Source organism: Brenneria salicis ATCC 15712 = DSM 30166, from assembly GCF_003315515.1.
GTDB classification, from domain to species: Bacteria; Pseudomonadota; Gammaproteobacteria; order Enterobacterales; family Enterobacteriaceae; genus Brenneria; species Brenneria salicis.
Window position 1 is genome coordinate 126,862 of sequence record NZ_QNRY01000005.1, and the last position, 22,544, is coordinate 149,405.

Consider the following 22,544-nt stretch of genomic DNA (forward strand, 5'->3'; position numbering starts at 1 on the left):
GCTAACGACGAGGGCACGAATTTACATCATGACGACATCAAACTGTTCCTGACTATACAGGGGTTCAATCTGTACTTTGACCTGTTTGCCGACGAAAATTTCCACCTCGGCCAGCGCGTGCGACTCGTCGCTTTTCAGCGCCTCTCCGACTGCGGGAGATGCATAAACCAGGAAACGATCGGTATCATACGCGTGGTGAACGCGCACAATCTCACGCATGATCTCATAACAAACGCTTTCGACGGTTTTCACCGTACCGCGTCCGTGGCAGGTCGGGCATTCATGGCACAATACGTGTTCTATACTCTCACGGGTGCGCTTACGCGTCATCTCCACTAATCCTAGTTGGGAGAAGCCATTAATACTGGTTTTTACCCGATCTTTACTTAGCGCCTGTTCCAGAGAATGTAATACCCGCCGGCGGTGATCTTCATTATTCATATCAATGAAATCGATAATGATGATGCCGCCCAGATTTCGCAGCCGCAATTGCCGTGCAATGGCCTGAGTCGCTTCGATATTGGTGTTGAAAATGGTTTCATCAAGATTGCGATGGCCGACAAAAGCCCCAGTATTGATATCGACGGTGGTCATTGCTTCTGTCTGGTCGATAATCAGGTAACCGCCGGACTTCAACTCGACTTTTCTATCCAGTGAACGCTGGATTTCGTTTTCGACATCGAACAGATCGAAAATCGGTTGTTTACCTGCGTAGTGCTCCAGCTTGCCCGTCATTTCCGGGATATATTCGGCAGTGAACTCCAGCAACGCATCGTAGGTCAGCTTGGAATCCACACGAATTCGATCCAGCCCCTCGCCCGCAAAATCACGCAAAACACGTTGCGCCAGAGCAACTTCGCCGTAGAGCTTGCATTTGGTCTGGTTGCGTTTTTTACGCTCCATTACCTTACCCCACAAGCGCTTGAGGAAAGCCGCGTCCTGAGAAAGTTCTTCTTCGCCAATCCCTTCCGCGGCGGTACGGATGATAAAACCGCCCTGTTCATCGCAGTAATCCGCGACCGTTCTCTTCAAACGTTCGCGCTCATCTTCGCTTTCAATACGCTGCGACACGCCGACGTGTGAAGCCCCCGGCATAAAGACCAGATAACGCGAGGGCAACGTGATATCCGTGGTCAGACGCGCGCCTTTGGTGCCAAGGGGATCTTTTACCACCTGGACCATCAGATCCTGTCCCTGACGCACCAGTTCGGCGATATCACGAACGTGGAAATTTTTCTGCTCGTCGCCGGCGACGCATTCGGTGTGCGGCATTATATCGGAGGCGTGCAAAAAAGCCGCCTTATCCAGACCAATATCGACAAACGCCGCCTGCATGCCAGGTAATACGCGGCTTACGCGGCCCTTGTAAATGTTGCCGACAATGCCGCGTTTCGCTTCACGCTCAATATGAATTTCCTGCAAAATGCCGCCATCGATATAGGCAACCCGCGTCTCTGAAGGTGTGACGTTGACCAATAACTCAGCAGTCATGTTTTCCTCTTGCCTGTCGCAGCGCAGTAAAATTACTGAACAACTCATACGTCTCTACCAGCGGTAATCCGACCACCGCGTGATAGCTCCCGTTGAGCGACCGAACAAAGCATCCGCCCTTGCCCTGAATACCATAGGCGCCGGCTTTATCCAGCGGTTCGCCACTGGCGATGTAAGTGTCAATATCCTGTTGGGACAGCATGCGGAACACCACATCCGTCTTGACCAGCGTGCTCAGGCTGTCATTTCTGTCGGCCAATGCCACCGCGGTCATGACCTGATGCGGTTGGCCGGAAAGCATCGCCAGCATGTACGCTGCGTGCGTTTCATCGCGCGGTTTTTCCAACACCTGTCCGTTCAATACCACAATCGTATCCGCGCCCAACACCGGCAAATCGGCAGGGGCGGCGCGTACTCCCGCAGAAGCTTTTTCCTGCGCCAACCGGCGAACATAGGCATCGGCCATTTCATCGGGCAAACGCTGCTCCGTCACTGTCGTATTCAGCACGGCGAAAGAGAGATCGAGCAACGACAACAGTTCCCTGCGGCGAGGCGAAGCGGATGCCAGATAAAGCTGAGTCATGATTAACCTTTATTGCACGGTAAACTGACGACGTATTTTACGCATCAGCAGGAACAACCACGGCCAAAGTACGCCATCGACCACGCTATTCCAGAAAGTTTCAGGCCGGAACGAAACATTAATCACCAGAAATTCGGCCCAGAAGACAATCAAATCCATCAACAGCGACAACAACATGACAATCAGCGCCTGTTGCCATAATGCCATATTCCTGAAAAGCTGAAATTTAAAGGCCACCAGATAAGCCACAATACTGAGCGCCAGCGCACGCACGCCAAGCGTCGATCCTAAAATCAGATCCATAATCATACCGAGCACAAACCCGGTGCCGACATTCACCCGATGCGGCAACGCCATCACCCAGTAGATCAGAAAGAGCGTCAGCCAGGAGGGACGATAAATATAGATCTCCTCCGGCCACGGCATAATCTGCAAGACCATAGCGATTAAAAACGAGAGCCAGATAATCCAGTTGCCGTTCCTGCGGTAGCGGTTCATTGGCTGCCTCCCGGCGGTGTCGTCGCGGGCGCGTTGACCGGGGGCTGGAGCGACGGCCCCATTTCATCGGGAGAAGGCAATACCTGCGGCATCATCTGCATCAGTCTTTCATTGGCGACCCGATGAACCTCTCCCGGCGGTAACGCGGCGCTGGAATTTCTGTCCACGCCCCATAAGAGTAATAGATAGCGCAAACGCTGCAAGCCTGCCGTCGGACGTGCCTGAATGATGGTATAAGCGCGTTGAGTATCCACTTTCACTGAGGACACCACGGCGACCGGATACCCCTCTGGGAAACGCCCGCCCAAACCAGAGGTGACCAGGACATCGCCGACGCGGATATCCGTGTTATTGGGTAAGTGTTCCAGTTGCAGATCATCAGTACAACCATTGCCTGCCGCAATCACGCGGATATCGTTGCGCAACACCTGAATCGGCAGCGCGTGGGAAACATCACAAATCAGCAAAACCCGGCTGGTTAGCTGCCCGACCGCAACCACCTGACCTACCACGCCTTTATCACTGATGACGGACTGCCCTTCGTACACGCCATTGACCAAACCTTTATCGATCACCACCTGATCGCTATAAGGATCCGTGCCGGCGGAAATCACCTGCGTCACCATTTTCTGCTCGTCCTGACGCAGCGGCGATCCGAGCAATTCACGCAGTCGGGCGTTCTCCTGTTTGAGTTGCCCCAGAAGCAACAGATCGCTGTTCTTCATCAGCAATTCCTGACGCAGCGCTGTATTTTCGATCCCCAGTTGTTCGCGGGTCGCCAATGATGCCGAAACATTGTCCAGCATCGTGCGCGGGCCATTGGCCAGAAAATAAAAGGGACTGACCGCGGTATCCATGTACGTTCTGATTTTCGTGAACATGCCAAGCCGACTGTCGGCAATAATCACAGAAATCGCGGTAATGACAGCGAGAAAAAGTCGTAGCTGCAAGGAAGGTCCCCTGCTAAAAATCGGCTTCATAAAATTCGTGTATTCCTCGACAGCAATAAATCGCCTGGCGCGATTTTTGACAACGCGACGCGTTGGTCCGCAGGGCAGCGGACTGGGAAAGCCTGCCGTCATAAACGCCGGGAGCGTTTTTCAACGTTGCAAAGCGTTGGCCCGCAAGCGGCGGTTCGAGAGCGCTCGCCATAAAAAAAGGGCGACCGCGCGGGATGAAAAACGCTCACGTTCATCCATACGGCCCCCCTTTTCCTGACCAGATTATTCTTCGCTGAACAAATCGCCGCCATGCATGTCGATCATTTCCAGCGCTTTACCGCCGCCGCGCGCGACGCAAGTCAGCGGATCTTCAGCCACCACGACCGGGATCCCCGTTTCTTCCATCAGCAACCGATCGAGATTACGCAACAACGCGCCGCCACCGGTCAACACCATACCACGCTCGGAGATATCAGAAGCCAGTTCCGGCGGACACTGCTCCAACGCCACCATCACCGCGCTCACGATCCCCGTCAACGGTTCCTGCAATGCTTCCAGAATCTCATTGGAATTCAAATTAAAGCCGCGTGGTACCCCTTCCGCCAGGTTACGGCCACGCACCTCAATTTCAAGCACTTCATCCCCCGGATAGGCCGAACCAATCTCATGCTTGATGCGTTCTGCCGTGGCTTCGCCAATCAGTGAACCGTAATTGCGGCGAACATAGTTGATAATCGCTTCATCGAAGCGGTCGCCGCCAATACGCACGGAAGAGGAATACACCACGCCGTTAAGAGAAATCACAGCGACTTCCGTCGTACCGCCGCCGATATCCACCACCATGGAACCGGTGGCCTCGGAAACCGGCAACCCCGCGCCAATCGCGGCGGCCATCGGTTCTTCAATCAGAAAGACTTCACGCGCGCCGGCGCCTTGCGCGGACTCACGGATCGCACGGCGCTCCACCTGGGTGGCGCCCACCGGCACGCACACCAGCACGCGCGGGCTGGGGCGCATAAAGCTATTGCTGTGCACTTGCTTGATAAAGTGCTGCAACATTTTTTCAGTCACGAAGAAATCTGCAATCACGCCGTCCTTCATCGGACGAATCGCGGCGATATTGCCAGGCGTTCTGCCCAGCATCTGTTTGGCGTCATGGCCGACAGCGGCGACGCTTTTCGGCGAACCGGCACGATCCTGACGAATAGCGACCACAGAAGGTTCATTCAGTACGATGCCCTGCCCTTTAACATAAATCAGGGTATTGGCGGTACCCAGGTCGATGGACAAGTCGTTGGAAAACATGCCACGAAATTTCTTAAACATAACGAAAGGATAATCCTGCAAGCTGGGGGCGAAAAATAAATCCGCCTACTTTACCAACCACACGAAGCAGCGACAAGGCATGAAAACGTTCTGCTTCGGTGAAAAAAGTCTGTGTCGTACACATCGGCTTTAAAAAGGAATACCGCACAAAACGCCTTCCTTTCAAGCAATGGGGCAGCTTATCACGTCCTACCCGACGGAATGGCACTGACACAGGACATAAAATCTAACATTTAATCCGATTGCGCTAACGTAAGCACACACTAACCGATTCAACAACCGACCCATTCTACGTCAATTTGAACAGGACGTTTACACTAAACACGATAGCGAGGTGAATATTTTTTCAACTCATCGCCTACCGAAAGCGAAGCGGCAAAAAAATCGCCTTGTCCGCCATAAACGCCCTTCTCCAATAACGTTTGCCACTCTTCTTTGGTGCGCACGCCCGCCGCAAAAACTATCGTCTGCGTGCCTTTACAAGCTTCCGTCAAACTTTGTACGAACAATTGATTTTCCGGACGACGCTCAAGACTACGCACCAACCCCGGATGAAGCTTAATCATTTCCACAGGCAATGACTTGATATACGTCGTACTGACCAACGTTGACCCCGCCTGCGTCACCGCAAGACGGCAACCTAGTCCCAACACCAGATTCAACGCCGGGCGCAAACGACCGATATATTGACAAACATCCGCCTCCGCAAGTTCAAATAAAATACGTTGCCGCTGTTGTTTCGGGCATTGCAGCAACGCGTCCTGTAACCAGCGGATAAACGGCTTCTGCAGAAGCGAGTCAACGCTCATCGGCATCGCTAGCGTTTCCTCAGGCCAACTGACGGATAACTCAAGAATGCGGGCAATAAGTTGTCGATCATAGCTGGCGGCCAAACCCAGTTGCTGAACCAGCGGCATATATTCCGCCGCCAGCAGTTCCTGAGCGCCGTCATAGATACGACTCATCATTTCACGGTGGTGGACAACGCCCTCCCTGGTAACCGCCGGTTTCTGGTACAACCTCGGCCCGCCTCTGGCCAGCGTCAGTTCCAGTAGCGTTCGCCATTTCACGCTGCCCCGTCCTTTGTCCGGCACCTGGCGATCAAACACGCACCAACCATTTCCGCCCTGTAGCACCGCGTTACGGGTGGCGTCTTGCACACTTTCCATCACCTGTTCCGAACTTTGCCCGCTGCGATAAGCGCATATCCCGATATGCAGGATATCTTCACGATCAATCAGCGGCGTCACGGGCAGAATATCAATGGATTTGACTAACTGAGCGGCAATACTGTCCGCGTCTTTCAGGGTACGGTGCGGCAACAACACGGTAAAATCATTGCTGTAATAACGCGCCAGCAATGCGCCGGGGTAACGCATGACAAAATTCGATAACAAATTCACCAGCGTATTGCGGTATTCCTGAATCGTACCGTGATAACCGTGCATTTCCTGTAATGTTTCAAAATCAGGCACGCGGATCATCATGACGATACCGTGAGTACCGACATCTTCGATATCCTCCAACTGCGTCGTCAGTTGATTGTCAAAAAACAGGCGATTGCTGAGGCCGGTCTGCGCATCCTGCGCCGCGAATGCACGGATCAACGCATCGACCCGGCTACGTTCTTCGCGGGCCGCCGTCAAATCAGACAGCAGTTGATCGATCGCGCCGCTGGCATTGACCGGCCATTCCCGCACAGAACCGTGCATCACCGACTCACGCTCGCCATTCAGAATTCGCCGGGCGCGTTCTTCCAGTTCCTGCTGTCCGGCAGTTTGACAGCGCAACCAGCAAATGGACAGATAAAGCACCAGCACGATCAAGCCAATGGCCAGAAACACCGATAGCGTCGACATGAGAAAATGTGGCATGCCAAGCACGGGATTGAGGTAGGTGACCGCCGCCGCCATGTCCGGATGGTGCATCAAGGCGATTTGGGTATCACAATAGATGTTACGGTGAATATCATCCGCCTCAGGCAAGCGCACTGAATACAAGACCGTATCGGCATTCCTCACCTCTAGCGCGGCGATTGAACCAACAGCGCCTGATCGATGCTGGCAGCGACTTCTCGCAACTGTTGCGACGTTCGCTGATGGCTGTAATAGAAAAGACTAAAGATACTGCTGGAAAGCATCAGAAAAATCGCCAATGCCGTCAGTAGCGTCATAAGTATGGAGAATCTGGTCGTAAATCCCATCCCTGCGTCCTATTTCCGGGTAGATGATGCCAACGTTCCTGCAATTTGAAAGATGACGAGTATGCTACCTGTTACAAATATAGTCGCTAAATGATCCCACACCTTTTTTATCCGGTGCAATGTTCGCTCGCCGCAATCTTGCGTCGGCATCGCGTCGCCACACCGTTTAATAGCGGCTGACGGTTACACCCTGCAAAGAACTATTTCATTTGTTTGCTCGGTGTTTCCCACCAGCTTCATCTATAAATAAGTAAGCCACCACATTACCCCGATAGTGATAAGTCAATAGCAATAACGGGCGGGAGCGCACCATGCCTAAAAACCGCAAATTAACCGAAGCCGATGTTACCCCGGAATCGGTTTTTCATAGCCGCCGACGCGTATTGAAAGCGCTGGGGATTACCGCGGCATCGTTGTCGCTGCCTCTGTCCGCGCAAGCTGACCTGCTCGCCTGGCTCAAAGGCAACGATCGTGCGAAAGCTGCGCCGGGAAAACCATTATCCTTCACGCAACCCGCTCAGTGGCGGCTTGATCTGCCACTAACGCCTGAAGATAAAGTCACGGGTTATAATAATTTCTATGAATTCGGGCTGGATAAAGCCGATCCCGCCGCCAATGCGCAAGCATTGAAAACCGAAGGCTGGACAATCCAGATTGATGGTGAAGTCGCCAAGCCCATCACGCTGAATATCGACGATCTGCTTAAACGCTTCCCGCTGGAAGAGAGAATTTACCGTTTCCGTTGCGTGGAAGCCTGGTCGATGGTCGTGCCGTGGATCGGCTTTGAACTGGCAAAACTGATCAAGTTTGCCGATCCTACCGGCAACGCGCGTTATATTGCGTTTCAGACCTTGAACGACCCGGAGCAAATGCCGGGACAAAAAGATCGCTTTATCGGCGGCGGGTTAAGCTATCCCTATGTCGAAGGGTTAAGACTGGATGAAGCCATGCACCCGCTGTCTCTCCTCGTCATCGGCGTGTACGGCAAAACGCTTCCCCCGCAGAACGGCGCGCCGATCAGGTTGATGACGCCGTGGAAATATGGTTTTAAAAACATCAAATCCATCGTGCGGATAAGCTTTACTCGTGAGCGCCCACCATCAACCTGGAATCTTGCCGCCCCGGATGAATATGGTTTCTACGCCAATGTGAACCCGCAGGTGGATCATCCCCGCTGGTCGCAGGCGACGGAGCGCGTCATCGGCGCCGGCGGTCTACTTAATGTACAGCGCCAGCCCACGCAGCTATTCAATGGTTATGCCGACCAGGTCGCCTCACTGTATCGGGGTCTGGATCTACGGCAGAACTTTTAACCGGGAAACGCGGTATGCGACTCACCCACCAACAGATAAAATGGCTAAAAATCATCCTTCATCTGACCGCGTTGCTGCCCTTCGTCTGGCTAGTTCTGGCCGTAACGCAAGGCGGGTTGAGCGCTGATCCGGCCAAGGATATCCAACATTTTACCGGCAGAATGGCGCTTAAACTGTTATTCGCCACCCTGCTGATCACCCCGCTGGCCCGTTATAGTCGGCAGCCGCTACTGATTCGCTGTCGGCGGATGCTCGGCCTATGGTGCTTCGCCTGGGCCACCTTGCATCTGGTCAGTTACGCCGTCTTGGAACTGGGTCTAAGCCATCTGGCGCTACTGGGAACGGAGTTGATATCTCGTCCCTATTTAACGCTCGGCATCATCAGTTGGCTGATTCTGTTGGCGTTGGCGCTGACCTCACCACAAGTGATGGCGCGCAAGTTGGGAGCCCACTGGCAAAAACTGCATAATCTTATCTATCTGATCGCCATTCTCGCGCCGATGCACTATCTTCTGTCAGTCAAAACCCTGTCGCCGCAACCAGTTCTGTACGCGCTGGCCGCGCTGGTTTTGTTATCATTGCGTTATAAAAAGTTCCGCCAATGCTTGCGTCAGAAGGTACGATGACGTTGTTGCTTATTGTCGCAGCCTTTCTCTTTTCGCCAAACATAGCGGGTGACAGCCAGAATATCTCCGCAGATAAGACCAGTATTTAGCTGCTAATTGCTACGATATGGTTATAATGCACGACTTTGATTTTTCAGCGCCGGACAATTTACACGCGAAAGGTGACAAACGAATAGCTTCGCGCTATTTTGTGCGACACCATTTTGCAATCTGGGCGAATCGCGGGAGATAGCAGCACAATGGCTGAAAAGTTTCACATTTTGCTTTTGAATGGTCCAAACCTCAATTTGCTGGGCGCCCGCGAGCCGGATAAGTACGGTAATACAACGCTGGGCGAGATAGTCAGCAACCTGGAAACTCAGGCGCAGGCGCTGAATGTGGTTTTTTCCCATCTGCAATCCAATGCGGAACATGTCTTGATCGATCGAATTCATCAGGCCAGAGGAAACACGGATTTTATATTGATTAATCCGGCGGCGTTTACCCATACCAGCGTCGCGCTGCGAGATGCTCTGCTGGCAGTCGCCATCCCGTTTATCGAAATTCATCTGTCCAACGTGCATGCGCGTGAAGCTTTCCGTCATCACTCTTACCTGTCGGATATTGCGGTGGGCGTGATTTGCGGACTTGGGGCAGAGGGTTATAACTATGCTTTACAGACAGCGGTAAAACGCCTGTCAACTTCCAATTAAACAAGAAGAGTACGGAACCACATCCATGGATATTCGTAAAATCAAAAAGCTGATCGAACTGGTTGAAGAGTCCGGCATCGCCGAACTGGAAATTTCTGAAGGTGAAGAATCAGTACGTATCAGTCGTGCTCCAGCCGCGCCATGTTACCCGGTGATGCAGCAGGCCTACGCGCCGATGCAACAGCAACCGGCTCTGGCTGCCGCTGTCGCGCCTGCACCTGCCGCAGATGCCGCAGATGCCGCGCCAACGGCGCCGGCGGCGATCAGTGGTCACATCGTTCGTTCCCCAATGGTAGGTACGTTCTACCGCACCCCAAGCCCTGACGCTAAAGCGTTTGTCGAAGTGGGCCAGCAAGTGAATGTTGGCGATACGCTTTGCATCGTTGAAGCCATGAAAATGATGAACCAAATCGAAGCCGACAAAGCGGGCGTGGTGAAAGCGATCCTTGTCGACAACGGTCAACCCGTTGAATTTGACGAGCCACTGGTTGTCATCGAATAACGAGGCTTACCATGCTAGATAAAATCGTTATCGCCAACCGCGGAGAGATTGCGCTGCGCATTTTGCGCGCCTGCAAAGAACTGGGCATCAAGACGGTTGCCGTTCACTCCAGCGCGGATCGCGATCTGAAACACGTATTACTGGCGGACGAAACCGTGTGTATCGGCCCGCCGTCGTCCACGAAAAGTTACCTGAATATCCCAGCAATCATTTCTGCGGCGGAAATCACCGGATCGGCGGCAATCCACCCCGGTTACGGCTTTCTGTCAGAAAATGCCGACTTCGCCGAACAGGTTGAACGTTCAGGCTTTATTTTCATTGGCCCGCGCGCCGACACCATTCGCCTGATGGGTGATAAAGTCTCCGCCATCAATGCCATGAAAAAAGCGGGCGTGCCTTGCGTACCCGGTTCAGACGGCCCGTTAGACGGCGATATGGATAAGAACCGCGCGTTTGCCAAGCGTATTGGCTATCCGGTGATTATCAAAGCGTCTGGCGGCGGCGGCGGTCGCGGTATGCGCGTGGTGCGCAGCGATAAGGAACTGGAACAATCCATCAATATGACCCGTGCGGAAGCAAAAGCCGCTTTCAACAACGATATGGTCTATATGGAAAAATATCTGGAAAACCCGCGTCATGTGGAAATCCAGGTACTGGCGGATGGTCAGGGCAACGCGATTTATCTGGCTGAGCGTGACTGCTCCATGCAGCGCCGTCACCAGAAAGTGGTGGAAGAAGCGCCAGCGCCAGGCATCACTGACGAACTGCGTCGTTTCATCGGCGACCGATGCGCCAAAGCCTGTATCGATATCAATTATCGCGGCGCGGGTACGTTTGAATTCCTGTATGAAAACGGCGAGTTCTATTTCATTGAAATGAATACCCGTATTCAGGTGGAACACCCGGTCACGGAAATGATTACCGGCGTGGATCTGATCAAGGAGCAATTGCGTATTGCCGCAGGTCAGCCGCTGTCCATCAAACAGCAGGATGTGGTGGTTCGTGGTCACGCGGTAGAATGCCGCATCAACGCCGAAGACCCGAATACCTTCCTGCCAAGCCCTGGTAAAATTACCCGCTTTCATGCGCCGGGTGGTTTCGGGGTGCGCTGGGAATCGCATATTTATGCTGGTTATACCGTACCGCCGTACTATGATTCCATGATCGGCAAGTTGATCACTTACGGTGAAACTCGTGAAGTGGCGATTTCCCGCATGAAGAACGCGTTGGCTGAACTGATTATTGATGGCATCAAAACCAACGTTGATCTGCAAATGAAGATCATGAACGACGAGAACTTCCAGAAAGGTGGCACAAACATCCACTATCTCGAGAAGAAACTCGGCTTGCAATAATTTCGCGTTCTACCCGGAAGGCCAGCCTGACGCTGGCCTTCTGTCATTAAGCCGCAGGATAACGTAACGATTGGGGTGTCATAACCACACGTATATCCGCTGATGGCGCTGTGGTCAACCATCAACCTCTATCCGTATGTCTGGTTTGAAAAATAGAACGATGACCAGAAGCAATTATTTCTAGGCAATTGGCTCACATGCCGTAAAATTCCCTGCTTTGTCATTCCAATGCTTTCATCTTAATCAATACAACACCATTGCTCCGGCTTACTGTGGAGGAAAAAATGGATATACGTTTCATTCAGGCGCACCGTGAAGCCCGCTGGGCTTTTTTCCTGACGCTGGCTTACCTGCTCGCCTGGGTCTTGGCGGCTTACTTGCCCGATAGCGCACAGGGCATTACCGGTCTTCCCCATTGGTTTGAAATGGCCTGCCTGCTGTTGCCGCTGATTTTTACGCTATTGTGCTGGCTGATGGTGCGCTTCATTTTTCAGGATATCTCTCTGGAGAATGGCGATGCAAAATGAAGTGCTCTTGCCATTGCTAGGCTATATGTTGCTGGTGTTTGGGCTCTCGGTATACGCTTATCGCCGCCGTCAGGCCGGTAACTTTCTCAACGAGTATTTCCTCGGCGGACGCTCAATGGGCGGCTTTGTTCTGGCGATGACCCTGATCGGCACCTATGTCAGCGCCAGTTCGTTTATCGGCGGGCCGGGCGCAGCCTACAAATACGGACTGGGCTGGGTTCTGCTCTCCATGATTCAGTTGCCCACCATGCTGTTGTCGCTGGGCATCTTGGGAAAGAAGTTCGCTATTCTGGCCAGACGTTACAACGCCATTACGCTCAATGACATGCTCTATGCCCGCTACGGCAGTCGCCTGCTGGTATGGTTCGCCAGCATCAGTCTGCTCGTCGCCTTTATCGGCGCGATGGCGGTACAATTCATTGGCGGCGCACGCCTGCTGGAGACCGCGGCCAATATCCCCTACGATGTCGGCCTGCTGATTTTTGGCGTCACTATCGCGCTGTATACCGCTTTTGGCGGCTTCCGGGCCAGCGTATTGAACGATGCCATGCAGGGCATCGTCATGCTGTTAGGCACAGTAATATTGCTGGTGGGCGTTATCCACGCCGCAGGCGGCTTACACAGCGCCGTAGATAAGCTGCAACAGATCGATCCTGCTCTGGTGACGCCGCAAGGCAGTGGTCAGATGCTGTCCATGCCATTTATGGCATCGTTCTGGGTGTTGGTCTGCTTCGGGGTTATCGGCCTGCCCAATACGGCTGTGCGTTGTATCTCTTACCGCGACAGCAAAGCGCTGCATCGCGGCATTCTTATCGGCACCATCGTGATAGGTATTCTGATGTTGGGGATGCATTTGTCGGGCGCGCTGGGCCGCACGGTAATGCCGAATCTGACCATCCCCGATCAGGTGCTGCCCGCTCTGATGGTGAACGTTTTACCTCCTCTGGCGGCGGGTATCTTTCTCGCGGCGCCGATGGCGGCTATCATGTCCAATATCAATGCGCATCTGCTACAGGCCTCCGCCACAATCATCAAAGATCTCTATCTCAGCGTGCGGCCACGGCAGATACACAATGAGCGGCACATTAAGCGCCTGTCCAGCATGACGACGTTGTTGCTGGGATTACTGGTGCTTGTCGCATCCTGGCGACCGCCGGAAATGATTATCTGGCTCAATCTGCTGGCGTTTGGCGGTCTGGAAGCCGTATTTCTGTGGCCGCTGGTGCTTGGCCTTTATTGGGAGCGCGCCAATTCAGCGGCGCTATTTGCTATACCTTGCTGGCCAGTTTTAATCTTCAACTGGCCGGTTTTCACCCCATTGTGCCATCACTGCTACTTAGCCTGATGGCGTTTATTGTTGGTAACCGGTTTGGCCATCAAGCCCCTCAACCGGTTGCTGCTTCCGCTTCACTTTAAATGTATTAGAGACTGCTATGCCGTGGATTCAACTGAAAATCAATACCTCCGGTCGTCATGCTGAGCAATTGGGCGACGCGCTGATCGAATGCGGTGCGGTATCCGTAGCGTTTCAGGATACTCACGATACGCCAGTGTTTGAGCCACTGCCCGGCGAAACCCGTTTATGGGGCGATACCGATGTCATCGGCTTATATGACGCGGAAACCGAGATGACCGCCGTCATCGCGGCGCTGGAGCAACAACCGCTGCTGGGCGCCGGATTTAAGCACAAAATCGAACAGTTGGAGGATAAAGATTGGGAGCGCGAATGGATGGACAACTTCCACCCAATGCGTTTCGGCGAGCGTCTGTGGATTTGTCCAAGCTGGCGTGATATCCCCGATCCTACCGCCGTCAACGTCATGCTCGACCCCGGCCTGGCGTTTGGCACCGGAACCCATCCGACAACCGCACTCTGTCTGCAATGGCTGGACAGCCTGGATTTAGCAGGCAAAACCGTTATCGATTTTGGTTGCGGCTCCGGCATTCTGGCGATCGCCGCGCTGAAACTGGGTGCGGCCCGCGCGATCGGCATTGATATCGACCCGCAGGCGATTCACGCAAGCCGCGATAACGCGCAAAGGAATAACGTCGCTGACCGTCTTGAGCTCTATCTGCCGGAAAAACAGCCGACTGACCTGTCGGTAGATGTCGTGGTCGCCAATATCCTGGCTGGTCCGCTGCGTGAACTGGCGCCGATTATCGGCGATCTACCTAAATCAGGCGGCTATCTTGGCCTATCCGGGATATTGGCGACGCAGGCCGCGGATGTGGCGGAAGCCTACACCGATAAATTCTTACTCGATCCGGTTGCCGAACGTGAAGAATGGTGTCGTATCACCGGCCAACGTAAATAATCATGCAGACCAGCCATCCACTATAATCCGCGTTATAGTGGATAATGCCAGCCACCGGTAAAATTCTGTTGCCGAAGGATTATTTTTTTGAGCAAAAAAAACGCGTGAAAACTCAACTCTTTGTTAAATATGAATAATATTTTCATATGACATCACGAACGACATTTTCACTGCCCGATAGCGGCAAATTGGTCAAAGTTTGGCCTTTCATCTGACGTGAAAAATGCGTAATATACGCGCCCTTGCAGACACAGTATGGTCACTCTTTGTCTATGCGCATTGGACAATTTCAGCTTACCAATCGCCTGATAGCAGCCCCGATGGCTGGTATTAGCGATCGCCCATTCAGAACACTCTGTCATGCGATGGGCGCTGGAATGACGGTATCGGAAATGCTCTCTTCCAACTCGGAAGTGTGGCGTTCGGATAAGTCGCGTCTGCGCATGGTGCATAGCGATGAACCAGGGATCAGAGCCGTGCAGATTGCCGGTTGCGATCCCGATGAAATGGCGGCGGCAGCCAGAATCAATGCTGATTTCGGCGCACAGATCATCGACATCAATATGGGTTGCCCGGCAAAGAAGGTGAACCGCAAGATGGCAGGATCTGCGTTATTGCAGTATCCGGATTTGGTTAAGCAAATCCTCTTCGCGGTAGTGAAAGCGGTAGACGTACCGGTTACGCTGAAAATCCGTACCGGCTGGGCGCCAGAGCACCGTAACTGTGTAGAGATTGCCAGATTGGCTGAAGATTGTGGTATCCAGGCCCTGACCATTCATGGACGCACTCGTGCATGTCTGTTCAATGGTTCGGCGGAATACGACAGCATTCGGACAGTTAAGCAGGCCGTTTCCATTCCCATTATTGCGAATGGCGACGTGACTTCCCCGCATAAAGCCAGAGCGGTTCTTGACTATACTGGGGCTGATGCCCTGATGATAGGACGAGCCGCTCAGGGAAGACCCTGGATCTTTCGGGAAATCCAGCATTATCTGGACACAGGGGAGTTGCTGACACCAATGCCTTTGGCAGAGGTTAAGCGCTTGTTGATCGAACACATACGGGAATTGCACGACTTTTATGGTCCAGGCAAAGGATTCCGTATCGCTCGTAAGCACGTATCCTGGTATCTCCAGGAGCATGCCCCAAACGACCAGTTTAGGCGCACATTCAACGCCATTGAGGATGCCAGCAAACAGCTGGAGGCGTTGGAGGCATATTTTGAAAATCTTGCGTAAACAGAAAAAGAGCTGACAGAACTATGTTCGAACAACGCGTGAATTCTGATGTACTGACCGTTTCCACCGTAAACTCTCAAGCTCAGGTGACCCAAAAGCCCCTGCGCGATTCGGTTAAACAGGCACTGAAGAACTATTTTGCTCAATTGAACGGTCAGGATGTTAATGACCTATATGAGCTGGTACTGGCTGAAGTTGAACAGCCACTGTTGGACATGGTGATGCAATACACCCGCGGCAACCAAACCCGTGCAGCCCTGATGATGGGCATCAACCGCGGGACTCTGCGTAAGAAATTGAAAAAATACGGCATGAATTAATCAAAATTCATAACCGATTGTTTTTAAAAGGCGTTAATGAGAAATCATTAGCGTTTTTTTTATGCAAGCCATACCTGAAAATTTATAAACAACCGTAATGACGTCCCTATGATAAAAGCAGATTGCGACCATCAGATATCACTGCGGTTTCCCATAACTGTAATTAGGTTTCAATTTAAGCGGCGTGCGTTATAGGCAAATACCCGCGCCGGGCATGGTCAAAACAGCAGATGAAAACTATATTCATTGTTGATATAAACCATTGCCTTATATGATTAGCAAAACAATGTGACATAACGTAAATTTTCCGCGTTTCATGCCAACGAAAGCGAAATGCCGCCCTGCTGAGGGTACAGAGGATAGATATGAAGAAAATCGGTTTTGCTTTACTGACTGGCGCATTGCTCGCAACCAGTCTATCCACTCAGGCACAAGATGACCTGAGCGCAATCAAATCCGCCGGCGTGATAAAATTCGGCACAGAAGGCACCTACGCGCCTTATACCTATCATGAAAAATCCGGCGAGTTGGTGGGTTTTGACGTGGAAATCGGACGTGCGGTCGCTGAAAAACTGGGAGTCAGAGCACAGTTTATTGAGGGCCGCTGGGATGGCCTGATTGCCGGTATCGACGCCAAACGCTATGACGCAGTGATTAATCAGGTCGGCGTGACCAAAGAGCGTCAGGCCAAATACGACTTCTCGAAACCGTATATCGATTCCAAAGCCGTGCTGATTATCCGTGGCGATAACACCGCCATCAAAGACTTCAATGATCTGAAAGGCAAGAAAGCCGCCCAAAGTCTGACCAGCAACTATTCGAAACTGGCAACCCGCTATGGCGCGAATATCGTGCCGACCGATGGCTTTAACCAATCACTGGATCTGGTGCTCAGCGGACGTGCCGATGCCACACTGAACGATAACCTATCATTCCTTGACTTCAAAAAGCATAAGCCCGACGCCAATGTGAAAATCATCGCCACCTCACCCGACAGTGAACCTTCCGCGATTTTGATCCGCAAAAATCAGACGCAACTGGCAGATGCGTTGAATAAAGCGCTCGATGAAATTAAAGCGGATGGCACCTATAAAACGATATCTGTGCGATACTTCGGTCAGGATGTATCTCAATAATTGCACTGTTATCGGAGTTATTTTTCATGCCGCCTTGGCTACAACTTATGGCAGACTCCTTTTGGAGTCTGCTGTCCGCCGGACTGAAATTCACGGTTCCCCTCGCCATTCTTTCCTTTATATTCGGATTGGCCGTTGGCGTGATCGTTGCGCTAATCCGTCTCTATGGTCCTAAGCCACTAAAATGGCTGGGTGATTTCTACGTTTGGGTTATTCGTGGAACACCGTTGCTGGTACAGCTTTTTCTCATCTTTTACGGGCTTCCCAGCGCCGGTATCACACTTGATGCATTTCCCGCCGCATTAATCGGCTTTACCATTAGCGTCGGCGCTTACAGTTCGGAAATCGTCCGGGGTGCCATTCTGTCCGTTCCCAAAGGTCAATGGAGCGCAGCTTACTCGCTTGGCATGAATGGCAGGCAGGCAGTTCGTTGGATTATTTTTCCACAATCTATTTTTGTCTCATTGCCTCCGTTATCCAACACGTTTATTTCGTTGATTAAAGACACGTCATTGGCCGCCGTCATTACCGTGCCTGAAATGTTCCTGTCTGCGCAGCGAATTGTTTCCGTCACCTATGAACCGCTGATCCTCTACATTGAAGCCGCCTTGATTTATCTGATGTTCAGCACGGTGCTCAGTCAGTTACAGGTAAAGTTGGAGAAGTATTACCAACGTCATCTTGTGCATTAATTTTTCGTTCGCCAGCCTGCGCTGATATTTTGGCTGGGGCACCGCCTTACACAACCCGCTGTGAATCAATTGTTCCCAAACTGTTACTTTTAACGCACCAAAACAGGGCAGAGTGACCACCTTCCCTTTATTTTGGTGCATCAATTTTTCCTGGAAATTGTCTCTCAAGTCGGACTAAATTCAATATTTATCTTTATTATCATATATATAAATAATTGGCATCCCGTTTGCTTAACTCTTGCCGCGGCAATAAGCCGAATGACAGGATTGGTGCACCTAGCATGGTGCGCCGCGACACAACAGCATAAAACTATTTAGCCACTAGGATGATTATGAAAAGAATGATTATTTCTACTCTGTTTGCCGGCGCGTCAATGTTTGCCGCCATCAATCAGGCTCATGCTGGCGCAACGCTGGATGCGATTCAGAAAAAAGGTTTCATACAATGTGGTATCAGCGACGGCTTACCCGGCTTTTCCTATGCAGACGCCAGTGGCAAATTCTCTGGTATTGATGTTGATGTATGCCGCGGTGTGGCGGCCGCCGTGTTTGGTGATGCGAATAAAGTAAAATTTACTCCGCTGACCGCAAAAGAGCGTTTTACCGCCCTGCAATCTGGTGAAGTAGATATCTTATCTCGTAACACCACCTGGACTTCGTCGCGCGATAGCGGCATGGGCATGCTGTTCACTGGCGTAACCTATTATGACGGCATCGGTTTCCTGACTCACAATAAAGCCGGGTTGACCAGCGCGAAAGAACTGGATGGCGCTACCGTTTGTATTCAGGCAGGCACCGATACTGAACTGAATGTCGCTGACTATTTCAAAACCAACAAAATGCAATATACCCCGGTGACATTCGATCGTTCTGACGAAAGCGCCAAGGCACTGGAATCTGGTCGCTGTGATACGCTGGCTTCAGATCAATCTCAGTTGTACGCGCTGCGTATCAAGCTGAGTAATCCGGGCGAATTTGTGGTGCTGCCTGAAGTGATCTCCAAAGAACCTCTGGGCCCAGTGGTTCGTCGTGGCGATGAAGAATGGTTCTCCATCGTTCGCTGGACGCTGTTTGCGATGTTGAATGCCGAAGAAATGGGCGTAACGTCTCAAAACGTCGATCAACTGGCAGCTAAACCGACAACACCTGATATGTCTCACCTGCTCGGTCATGAAGGCAACTACGGTAAAGATCTCAAATTACCAACTGATTGGGCGTTCAAAATCATCAAACAAGTAGGTAACTACGGTGAAATCTTCGAACGCAATGTCGGTATGGGCAGCGAACTGAAAATCAAACGCGGTCTGAACGAATTGTGGAATAAAGGCGGGATCCAGTACGCACCTGCGGTACGCTAATTACTTGCAGAAACCGGGGGCAGTCACAACACTGCCCCTTCTGTATCCCCGTTATTGAGGCTTCAACATGCTACAACGCCCAACCGTGAAAAGTGATTTATCACTAACTAATCCAGCGGTGCGCGCCTGGCTGTATCAAATCATCGTTGTTATCGCCGTATTAGCTATCGCTGGTTATCTGTTACACAATACCGTTACCAATTTGGCTCAGAGGGGGATCACGTCTGGATTCGCCTTTTTAAACAACACAGCAGGCTTTGGGATTGTCCAACATCTGATTGATTATCAACAGGGCGATACCTACACACGCGTTTTTTTAGTCGGATTATTCAATACCCTGCTGGTGTCAGCTTTGTGTATTGTCTTCGCCTCTTTCCTTGGCTTTATCATTGGACTGGCGCGCTTATCGGATAACTGGCTGTTGCGGAAAATCTCCACTATCTATATCGAAATTTTCCGTAATATTCCGCCGTTATTGCAGATTTTCTTCTGGTATTTTGCCGTACTGCGTAATTTACCAGGGCCACGGCAATCCATTAATGCCTTTGATATCGCCTTTCTCAGCAACCGCGGCTTTTATTTGCCTTCTCCGGAAGCGGGACCGGGAGCGCTAGCCTTTTTCCTGTCCATTATGATTGCGCTCCTCACCGCGTTTGTTGTCTTCCGTGCCAATAAACGTTACCACACGCTCACGGGGCCGCAACGCAAGACATGGCCCATCGTTTTGGGCGTATTGGCCGTGTTGCTCGTTTTGAGTCATCTGATTTTTGGACGGGCGGTGCATTGGGATATTCCTGAACTAAAAGGGTTTAACTTCCGCGGCGGGATGGTATTAATTCCTGAACTGGCGGCGCTGACACTGGCGCTCTCGGTTTACACGTCCTCCTTTATTGCGGAAATCATTCGCTCAGGAATTCAGTCCGTTTCGCACGGTCAACATGAGGCGGCACGCTCTCTGGGATTGCCCAATTCCATCACCCTGCGCAAAGTTATCCTGCCTCAGGCACTGCGTGTGATTATTCCTCCGTTGACCAGCCAGTATCTTAATATCGTCAAGAACTCTTCATTGGCCGCCGCTATCGGTTATCCAGACATGGTTTCGCTGTTTGCCGGTTCTGTACTGAACCAAACCGGTCAGGCCATCGAAACTATCGCCATTACGATGTCGGTCTATCTCATCATCAGTCTGCTGATATCCTTGTTGATGAACATATATAACCGCAAGATTGCGCTCATTGAGCGTTAAGAGGACTCATGACGATGATTCAACCGATACAGAACCGTCAGGCCCCTCTTTTCAGAGCGATCCACTGGGCTCGACAAAATCTTTTTTCCAACATCACCAATAGTCTGCTCACGCTGCTTTGCCTGTGGTTATTGTGGATTACCATTCCGTCATTATTAGACTGGGCGATATTTCAGGCTAACTGGATTGGAACAACCCGCAATGACTGCACCAGGGATGGCGCATGTTGGGTATTTATCCGTGCCAGGTTCGGTCACTTCATGTATGGGTTGTATCCGACAGAAGAAATTTGGCGCATTAACTTTGCACTGGTCATCGGCTTGCTCAGCATCCTGCCAATGTTTTTACGTCAAATCCCTCATCGTGGACGCTACATTGCGATCTGGGCCGTAGCTTACCCGCTGGTAGCCTGGTCGCTACTCTATGGTGGGTTTGCGGGCCTCCCTCGTGTGGAAACCCGTCAATGGGGCGGCTTAACGCTGACCTTGATTATTGCGGCGGTCGGCATCGCTGGCGCCTTACCACTTGGTATTCTGCTGGCGCTGGGACGTCGTTCCAAACTCCCCATCGTTCGTATGCTTTCCATCGTGTTCATCGAGTTCTGGCGCGGTGTTCCATTAATTACCGTACTGTTCATGTCCTCTGTCATGCTGCCGCTGTTTTTAACAGAGGGAACCAGCATCGACAAGCTACTGAGAGCACTGGTGGGAGTCATTCTTTTCCAGTCTGCTTATGTCGCCGAGGTCGTCCGCGGTGGCTTGCAAGCATTACCGAAAGGTCAATATGAAGCAGCAGAGTCGCTGGGATTGGGTTATTGGCGCATGCAAGGGTTGGTTATTCTGCCACAAGCGCTGAAAATGGTGATACCGGGATTAGTGAACACCATTATCGCGCTGTTTAAGGATACCAGTCTGGTGATCATCATTGGTTTATTCGATCTCTTCAGCAGTATTCAACAGGCAACTGTCGATCCAACCTGGCTTGGTATGTCGACCGAAGGCTATGTTTTTGCCGCCATGATCTATTGGATCTTTTGTTTCAGCATGTCGCGCTATAGCCAACATCTGGAAAATCGTTTTAACACCGGACATAAGTCGCACTGAGGCCATCCATGAATCAGAATTCTTTAACGCAATCAGCCGATCACATGATCACACTGGAGAATGTGAATAAGTGGTATGGGCAATTCCACGTACTGAAAGATATCAATCTACAGGTCAAGCAGGGAGAACGGATTGTACTTTGCGGTCCATCTGGCTCGGGCAAATCCACGACCATTCGCTGTATCAACCACCTTGAAGAACATCAGCAGGGACGTATTGTCGTAGATGGTGTGGAATTAAACGGTGACTTGCGAAATATCGAAAAAATCAGAACAGAGGTGGGCATGGTATTTCAGCACTTCAACCTGTTCCCGCATTTGACTGTATTGCAGAACTGCACGTTGGCCCCTTGCTGGGTACGCCACACGCCGAAAAAGGAGGCGGAAGAACTGGCAATGCATTATCTGGAACGTGTACGCATTGCAGCTCACGCACACAAATTCCCAGGCCAGTTATCCGGGGGACAGCAGCAACGCGTCGCTATTGCTCGCTCGCTGTGTATGAAACCTAAAATCATGCTGTTCGATGAACCTACCTCAGCATTAGACCCTGAAATGGTAAAAGAAGTGCTGGATACCATGCTTGGACTTGCTCAGGACGGAATGACCATGCTATGTGTCACTCATGAGATGGGCTTCGCAAAAACCGTGGCCGACCGGGTGATCTTTATGGATCAAGGGGAAATCGTCGAGCAGGCACCACCGGACATCTTCTTCTCCACACCGCGCTCTGAACGTACCCAAACATTCCTAGCGCAAATTCTTCACTAATCGAATAACACGACGTTTTGCAAAAGCCTGCCGCAGAGCAGGCTTTTGTTTATCGCCATATCAATAAATTCAGTTAGACATCAATCAACCACAACAAGTAGCCCAGTTTATAGCCGTGTGGTTGTCACAGAAAACATAGGTCACACAGCCAATCTTATTCCAGCCCGCCACAACGCAAAAAGCCCCCTGCTTACGCAGGAGGCTTTCCACTTAGTTGATGCCTGGCAGTTCCCTACTCTCACATGGGGAGACCCCACACTACCATCGGCGCTACGGCGTTTCACTGCTGAGTTCGGCATGGGGTCAGGT

The 22,544-nt window shown here is 51.7% G+C and carries 20 protein-coding genes, 1 rRNA gene and 2 pseudogenes; 16 read left to right on the forward strand and 7 right to left on the reverse strand.

What is annotated here, in order from left to right; translation table 11 throughout:
- Window positions 1-21: 21 nt before the first annotated feature.
- The 6 genes and pseudogenes from rng to csrD form a co-directional block, all read right to left on the reverse strand.
- Entirely contained in the window at window positions 22-1,491 is a 1,470-nt protein-coding gene (gene rng / locus DES54_RS04385) for a ribonuclease G (RefSeq protein WP_113865386.1), read from the reverse strand.
- Window positions 1,481-2,074 (reverse strand): Maf family protein, encoded by a 594-nt coding sequence (locus tag DES54_RS04390; protein ID WP_113865387.1) that lies wholly within the window; start codon window positions 2,072-2,074, stop codon window positions 1,481-1,483. Before DES54_RS04390 ends, rng begins: the two co-directional genes overlap by 11 nt.
- Before the next feature lie 9 nt (window positions 2,075-2,083).
- Window positions 2,084-2,572 (reverse strand): rod shape-determining protein MreD, encoded by a 489-nt coding sequence (mreD, locus tag DES54_RS04395; protein ID WP_113865388.1) that lies wholly within the window; start codon window positions 2,570-2,572, stop codon window positions 2,084-2,086.
- On the reverse strand, window positions 2,569-3,552 hold the full coding sequence (gene mreC / locus DES54_RS04400; RefSeq protein ID WP_113865411.1) for a rod shape-determining protein MreC: 984 nt from the start codon (window positions 3,550-3,552) through the stop codon (window positions 2,569-2,571). Before mreC ends, mreD begins: the two co-directional genes overlap by 4 nt.
- Before the next feature lie 243 nt (window positions 3,553-3,795).
- Window positions 3,796-4,839, reverse strand: coding sequence for a rod shape-determining protein MreB (mreB, locus tag DES54_RS04405; protein ID WP_009114770.1), 1,044 nt, complete (start codon window positions 4,837-4,839; stop codon window positions 3,796-3,798).
- A gap of 317 nt (window positions 4,840-5,156) precedes the next feature.
- Window positions 5,157-7,042: pseudogene (csrD, locus tag DES54_RS04410) on the reverse strand (RNase E specificity factor CsrD).
- Window positions 7,043-7,353: 311 nt separating this feature from the next.
- On the opposite strand from csrD, the gene msrP reads away from it, so the two are divergent.
- The 16 genes and pseudogenes from msrP (at window position 7,354) to DES54_RS04490 (ending at window position 22,235) form a co-directional block, all read left to right on the forward strand.
- A complete protein-coding gene (gene msrP / locus DES54_RS04415) occupies window positions 7,354-8,355 on the forward strand; it encodes a protein-methionine-sulfoxide reductase catalytic subunit MsrP (RefSeq protein ID WP_113865389.1) in 1,002 nt (333 codons plus the stop codon).
- A gap of 14 nt (window positions 8,356-8,369) precedes the next feature.
- Window positions 8,370-8,981 (forward strand): protein-methionine-sulfoxide reductase heme-binding subunit MsrQ, encoded by a 612-nt coding sequence (msrQ, locus tag DES54_RS04420; RefSeq protein WP_113865390.1) that lies wholly within the window; start codon window positions 8,370-8,372, stop codon window positions 8,979-8,981.
- Between the two features lie 239 nt (window positions 8,982-9,220).
- The gene (aroQ, locus tag DES54_RS04425; RefSeq protein WP_113865391.1) at window positions 9,221-9,673 is read left to right on the forward strand and encodes a type II 3-dehydroquinate dehydratase; all 453 of its coding nucleotides are present in this window, start codon (window positions 9,221-9,223) and stop codon (window positions 9,671-9,673) included.
- 25 nt (window positions 9,674-9,698) lie between these two features.
- Window positions 9,699-10,175, forward strand: a complete 477-nt coding sequence (accB, locus tag DES54_RS04430; protein ID WP_113865392.1) for an acetyl-CoA carboxylase biotin carboxyl carrier protein — start codon at window positions 9,699-9,701, stop codon at window positions 10,173-10,175.
- A gap of 11 nt (window positions 10,176-10,186) precedes the next feature.
- Entirely contained in the window at window positions 10,187-11,530 is a 1,344-nt protein-coding gene (accC, locus tag DES54_RS04435) for an acetyl-CoA carboxylase biotin carboxylase subunit (RefSeq protein WP_113865393.1), read from the forward strand.
- A gap of 284 nt (window positions 11,531-11,814) precedes the next feature.
- Window positions 11,815-12,057, forward strand: coding sequence for a YhdT family protein (locus tag DES54_RS04440; protein ID WP_113865394.1), 243 nt, complete (start codon window positions 11,815-11,817; stop codon window positions 12,055-12,057).
- Window positions 12,047-13,473 (forward strand): annotated as a pseudogene (gene panF, locus DES54_RS04445) (sodium/pantothenate symporter). Before DES54_RS04440 ends, panF begins: the two are co-directional and overlap by 11 nt.
- Window positions 13,474-13,490: 17 nt before the next feature.
- On the forward strand, window positions 13,491-14,372 hold the full coding sequence (gene prmA, locus DES54_RS04450) for a 50S ribosomal protein L11 methyltransferase (protein WP_113865395.1): 882 nt from the start codon (window positions 13,491-13,493) through the stop codon (window positions 14,370-14,372).
- A gap of 272 nt (window positions 14,373-14,644) precedes the next feature.
- Window positions 14,645-15,610, forward strand: coding sequence for a tRNA dihydrouridine synthase DusB (gene dusB / locus DES54_RS04455; protein ID WP_113865396.1), 966 nt, complete (start codon window positions 14,645-14,647; stop codon window positions 15,608-15,610).
- 23 nt (window positions 15,611-15,633) lie between these two features.
- Window positions 15,634-15,930: a DNA-binding transcriptional regulator Fis gene (gene fis, locus DES54_RS04460; protein WP_012883002.1), complete on the forward strand. Its 297-nt coding sequence runs from the start codon at window positions 15,634-15,636 to the stop codon at window positions 15,928-15,930.
- Window positions 15,931-16,295: 365 nt separating this feature from the next.
- A complete protein-coding gene (locus DES54_RS04465; RefSeq protein WP_113865397.1) occupies window positions 16,296-17,066 on the forward strand; it encodes an amino acid ABC transporter substrate-binding protein in 771 nt (256 codons plus the stop codon).
- A gap of 26 nt (window positions 17,067-17,092) precedes the next feature.
- Complete coding sequence (locus tag DES54_RS04470) at window positions 17,093-17,758, forward strand: amino acid ABC transporter permease (protein ID WP_113865398.1); 666 nt, start codon at window positions 17,093-17,095, stop codon at window positions 17,756-17,758.
- Between the two features lie 332 nt (window positions 17,759-18,090).
- Window positions 18,091-19,116, forward strand: a complete 1,026-nt coding sequence (locus DES54_RS04475) for an amino acid ABC transporter substrate-binding protein (protein WP_113865399.1) — start codon at window positions 18,091-18,093, stop codon at window positions 19,114-19,116.
- A gap of 67 nt (window positions 19,117-19,183) precedes the next feature.
- Window positions 19,184-20,362 (forward strand): amino acid ABC transporter permease, encoded by a 1,179-nt coding sequence (locus DES54_RS04480; RefSeq protein WP_113865400.1) that lies wholly within the window; start codon window positions 19,184-19,186, stop codon window positions 20,360-20,362.
- Window positions 20,363-20,370: 8 nt separating this feature from the next.
- The gene (locus DES54_RS04485) at window positions 20,371-21,465 is read left to right on the forward strand and encodes an amino acid ABC transporter permease (RefSeq protein WP_113865401.1); all 1,095 of its coding nucleotides are present in this window, start codon (window positions 20,371-20,373) and stop codon (window positions 21,463-21,465) included.
- A gap of 8 nt (window positions 21,466-21,473) precedes the next feature.
- Entirely contained in the window at window positions 21,474-22,235 is a 762-nt protein-coding gene (locus tag DES54_RS04490; protein ID WP_113865402.1) for an amino acid ABC transporter ATP-binding protein, read from the forward strand.
- Between the two features lie 219 nt (window positions 22,236-22,454).
- On the opposite strand, the gene rrf is transcribed toward DES54_RS04490, so the two are convergent.
- Window positions 22,455-22,544 (reverse strand): 5S ribosomal RNA (gene rrf / locus DES54_RS04495); the annotation flags it as partial.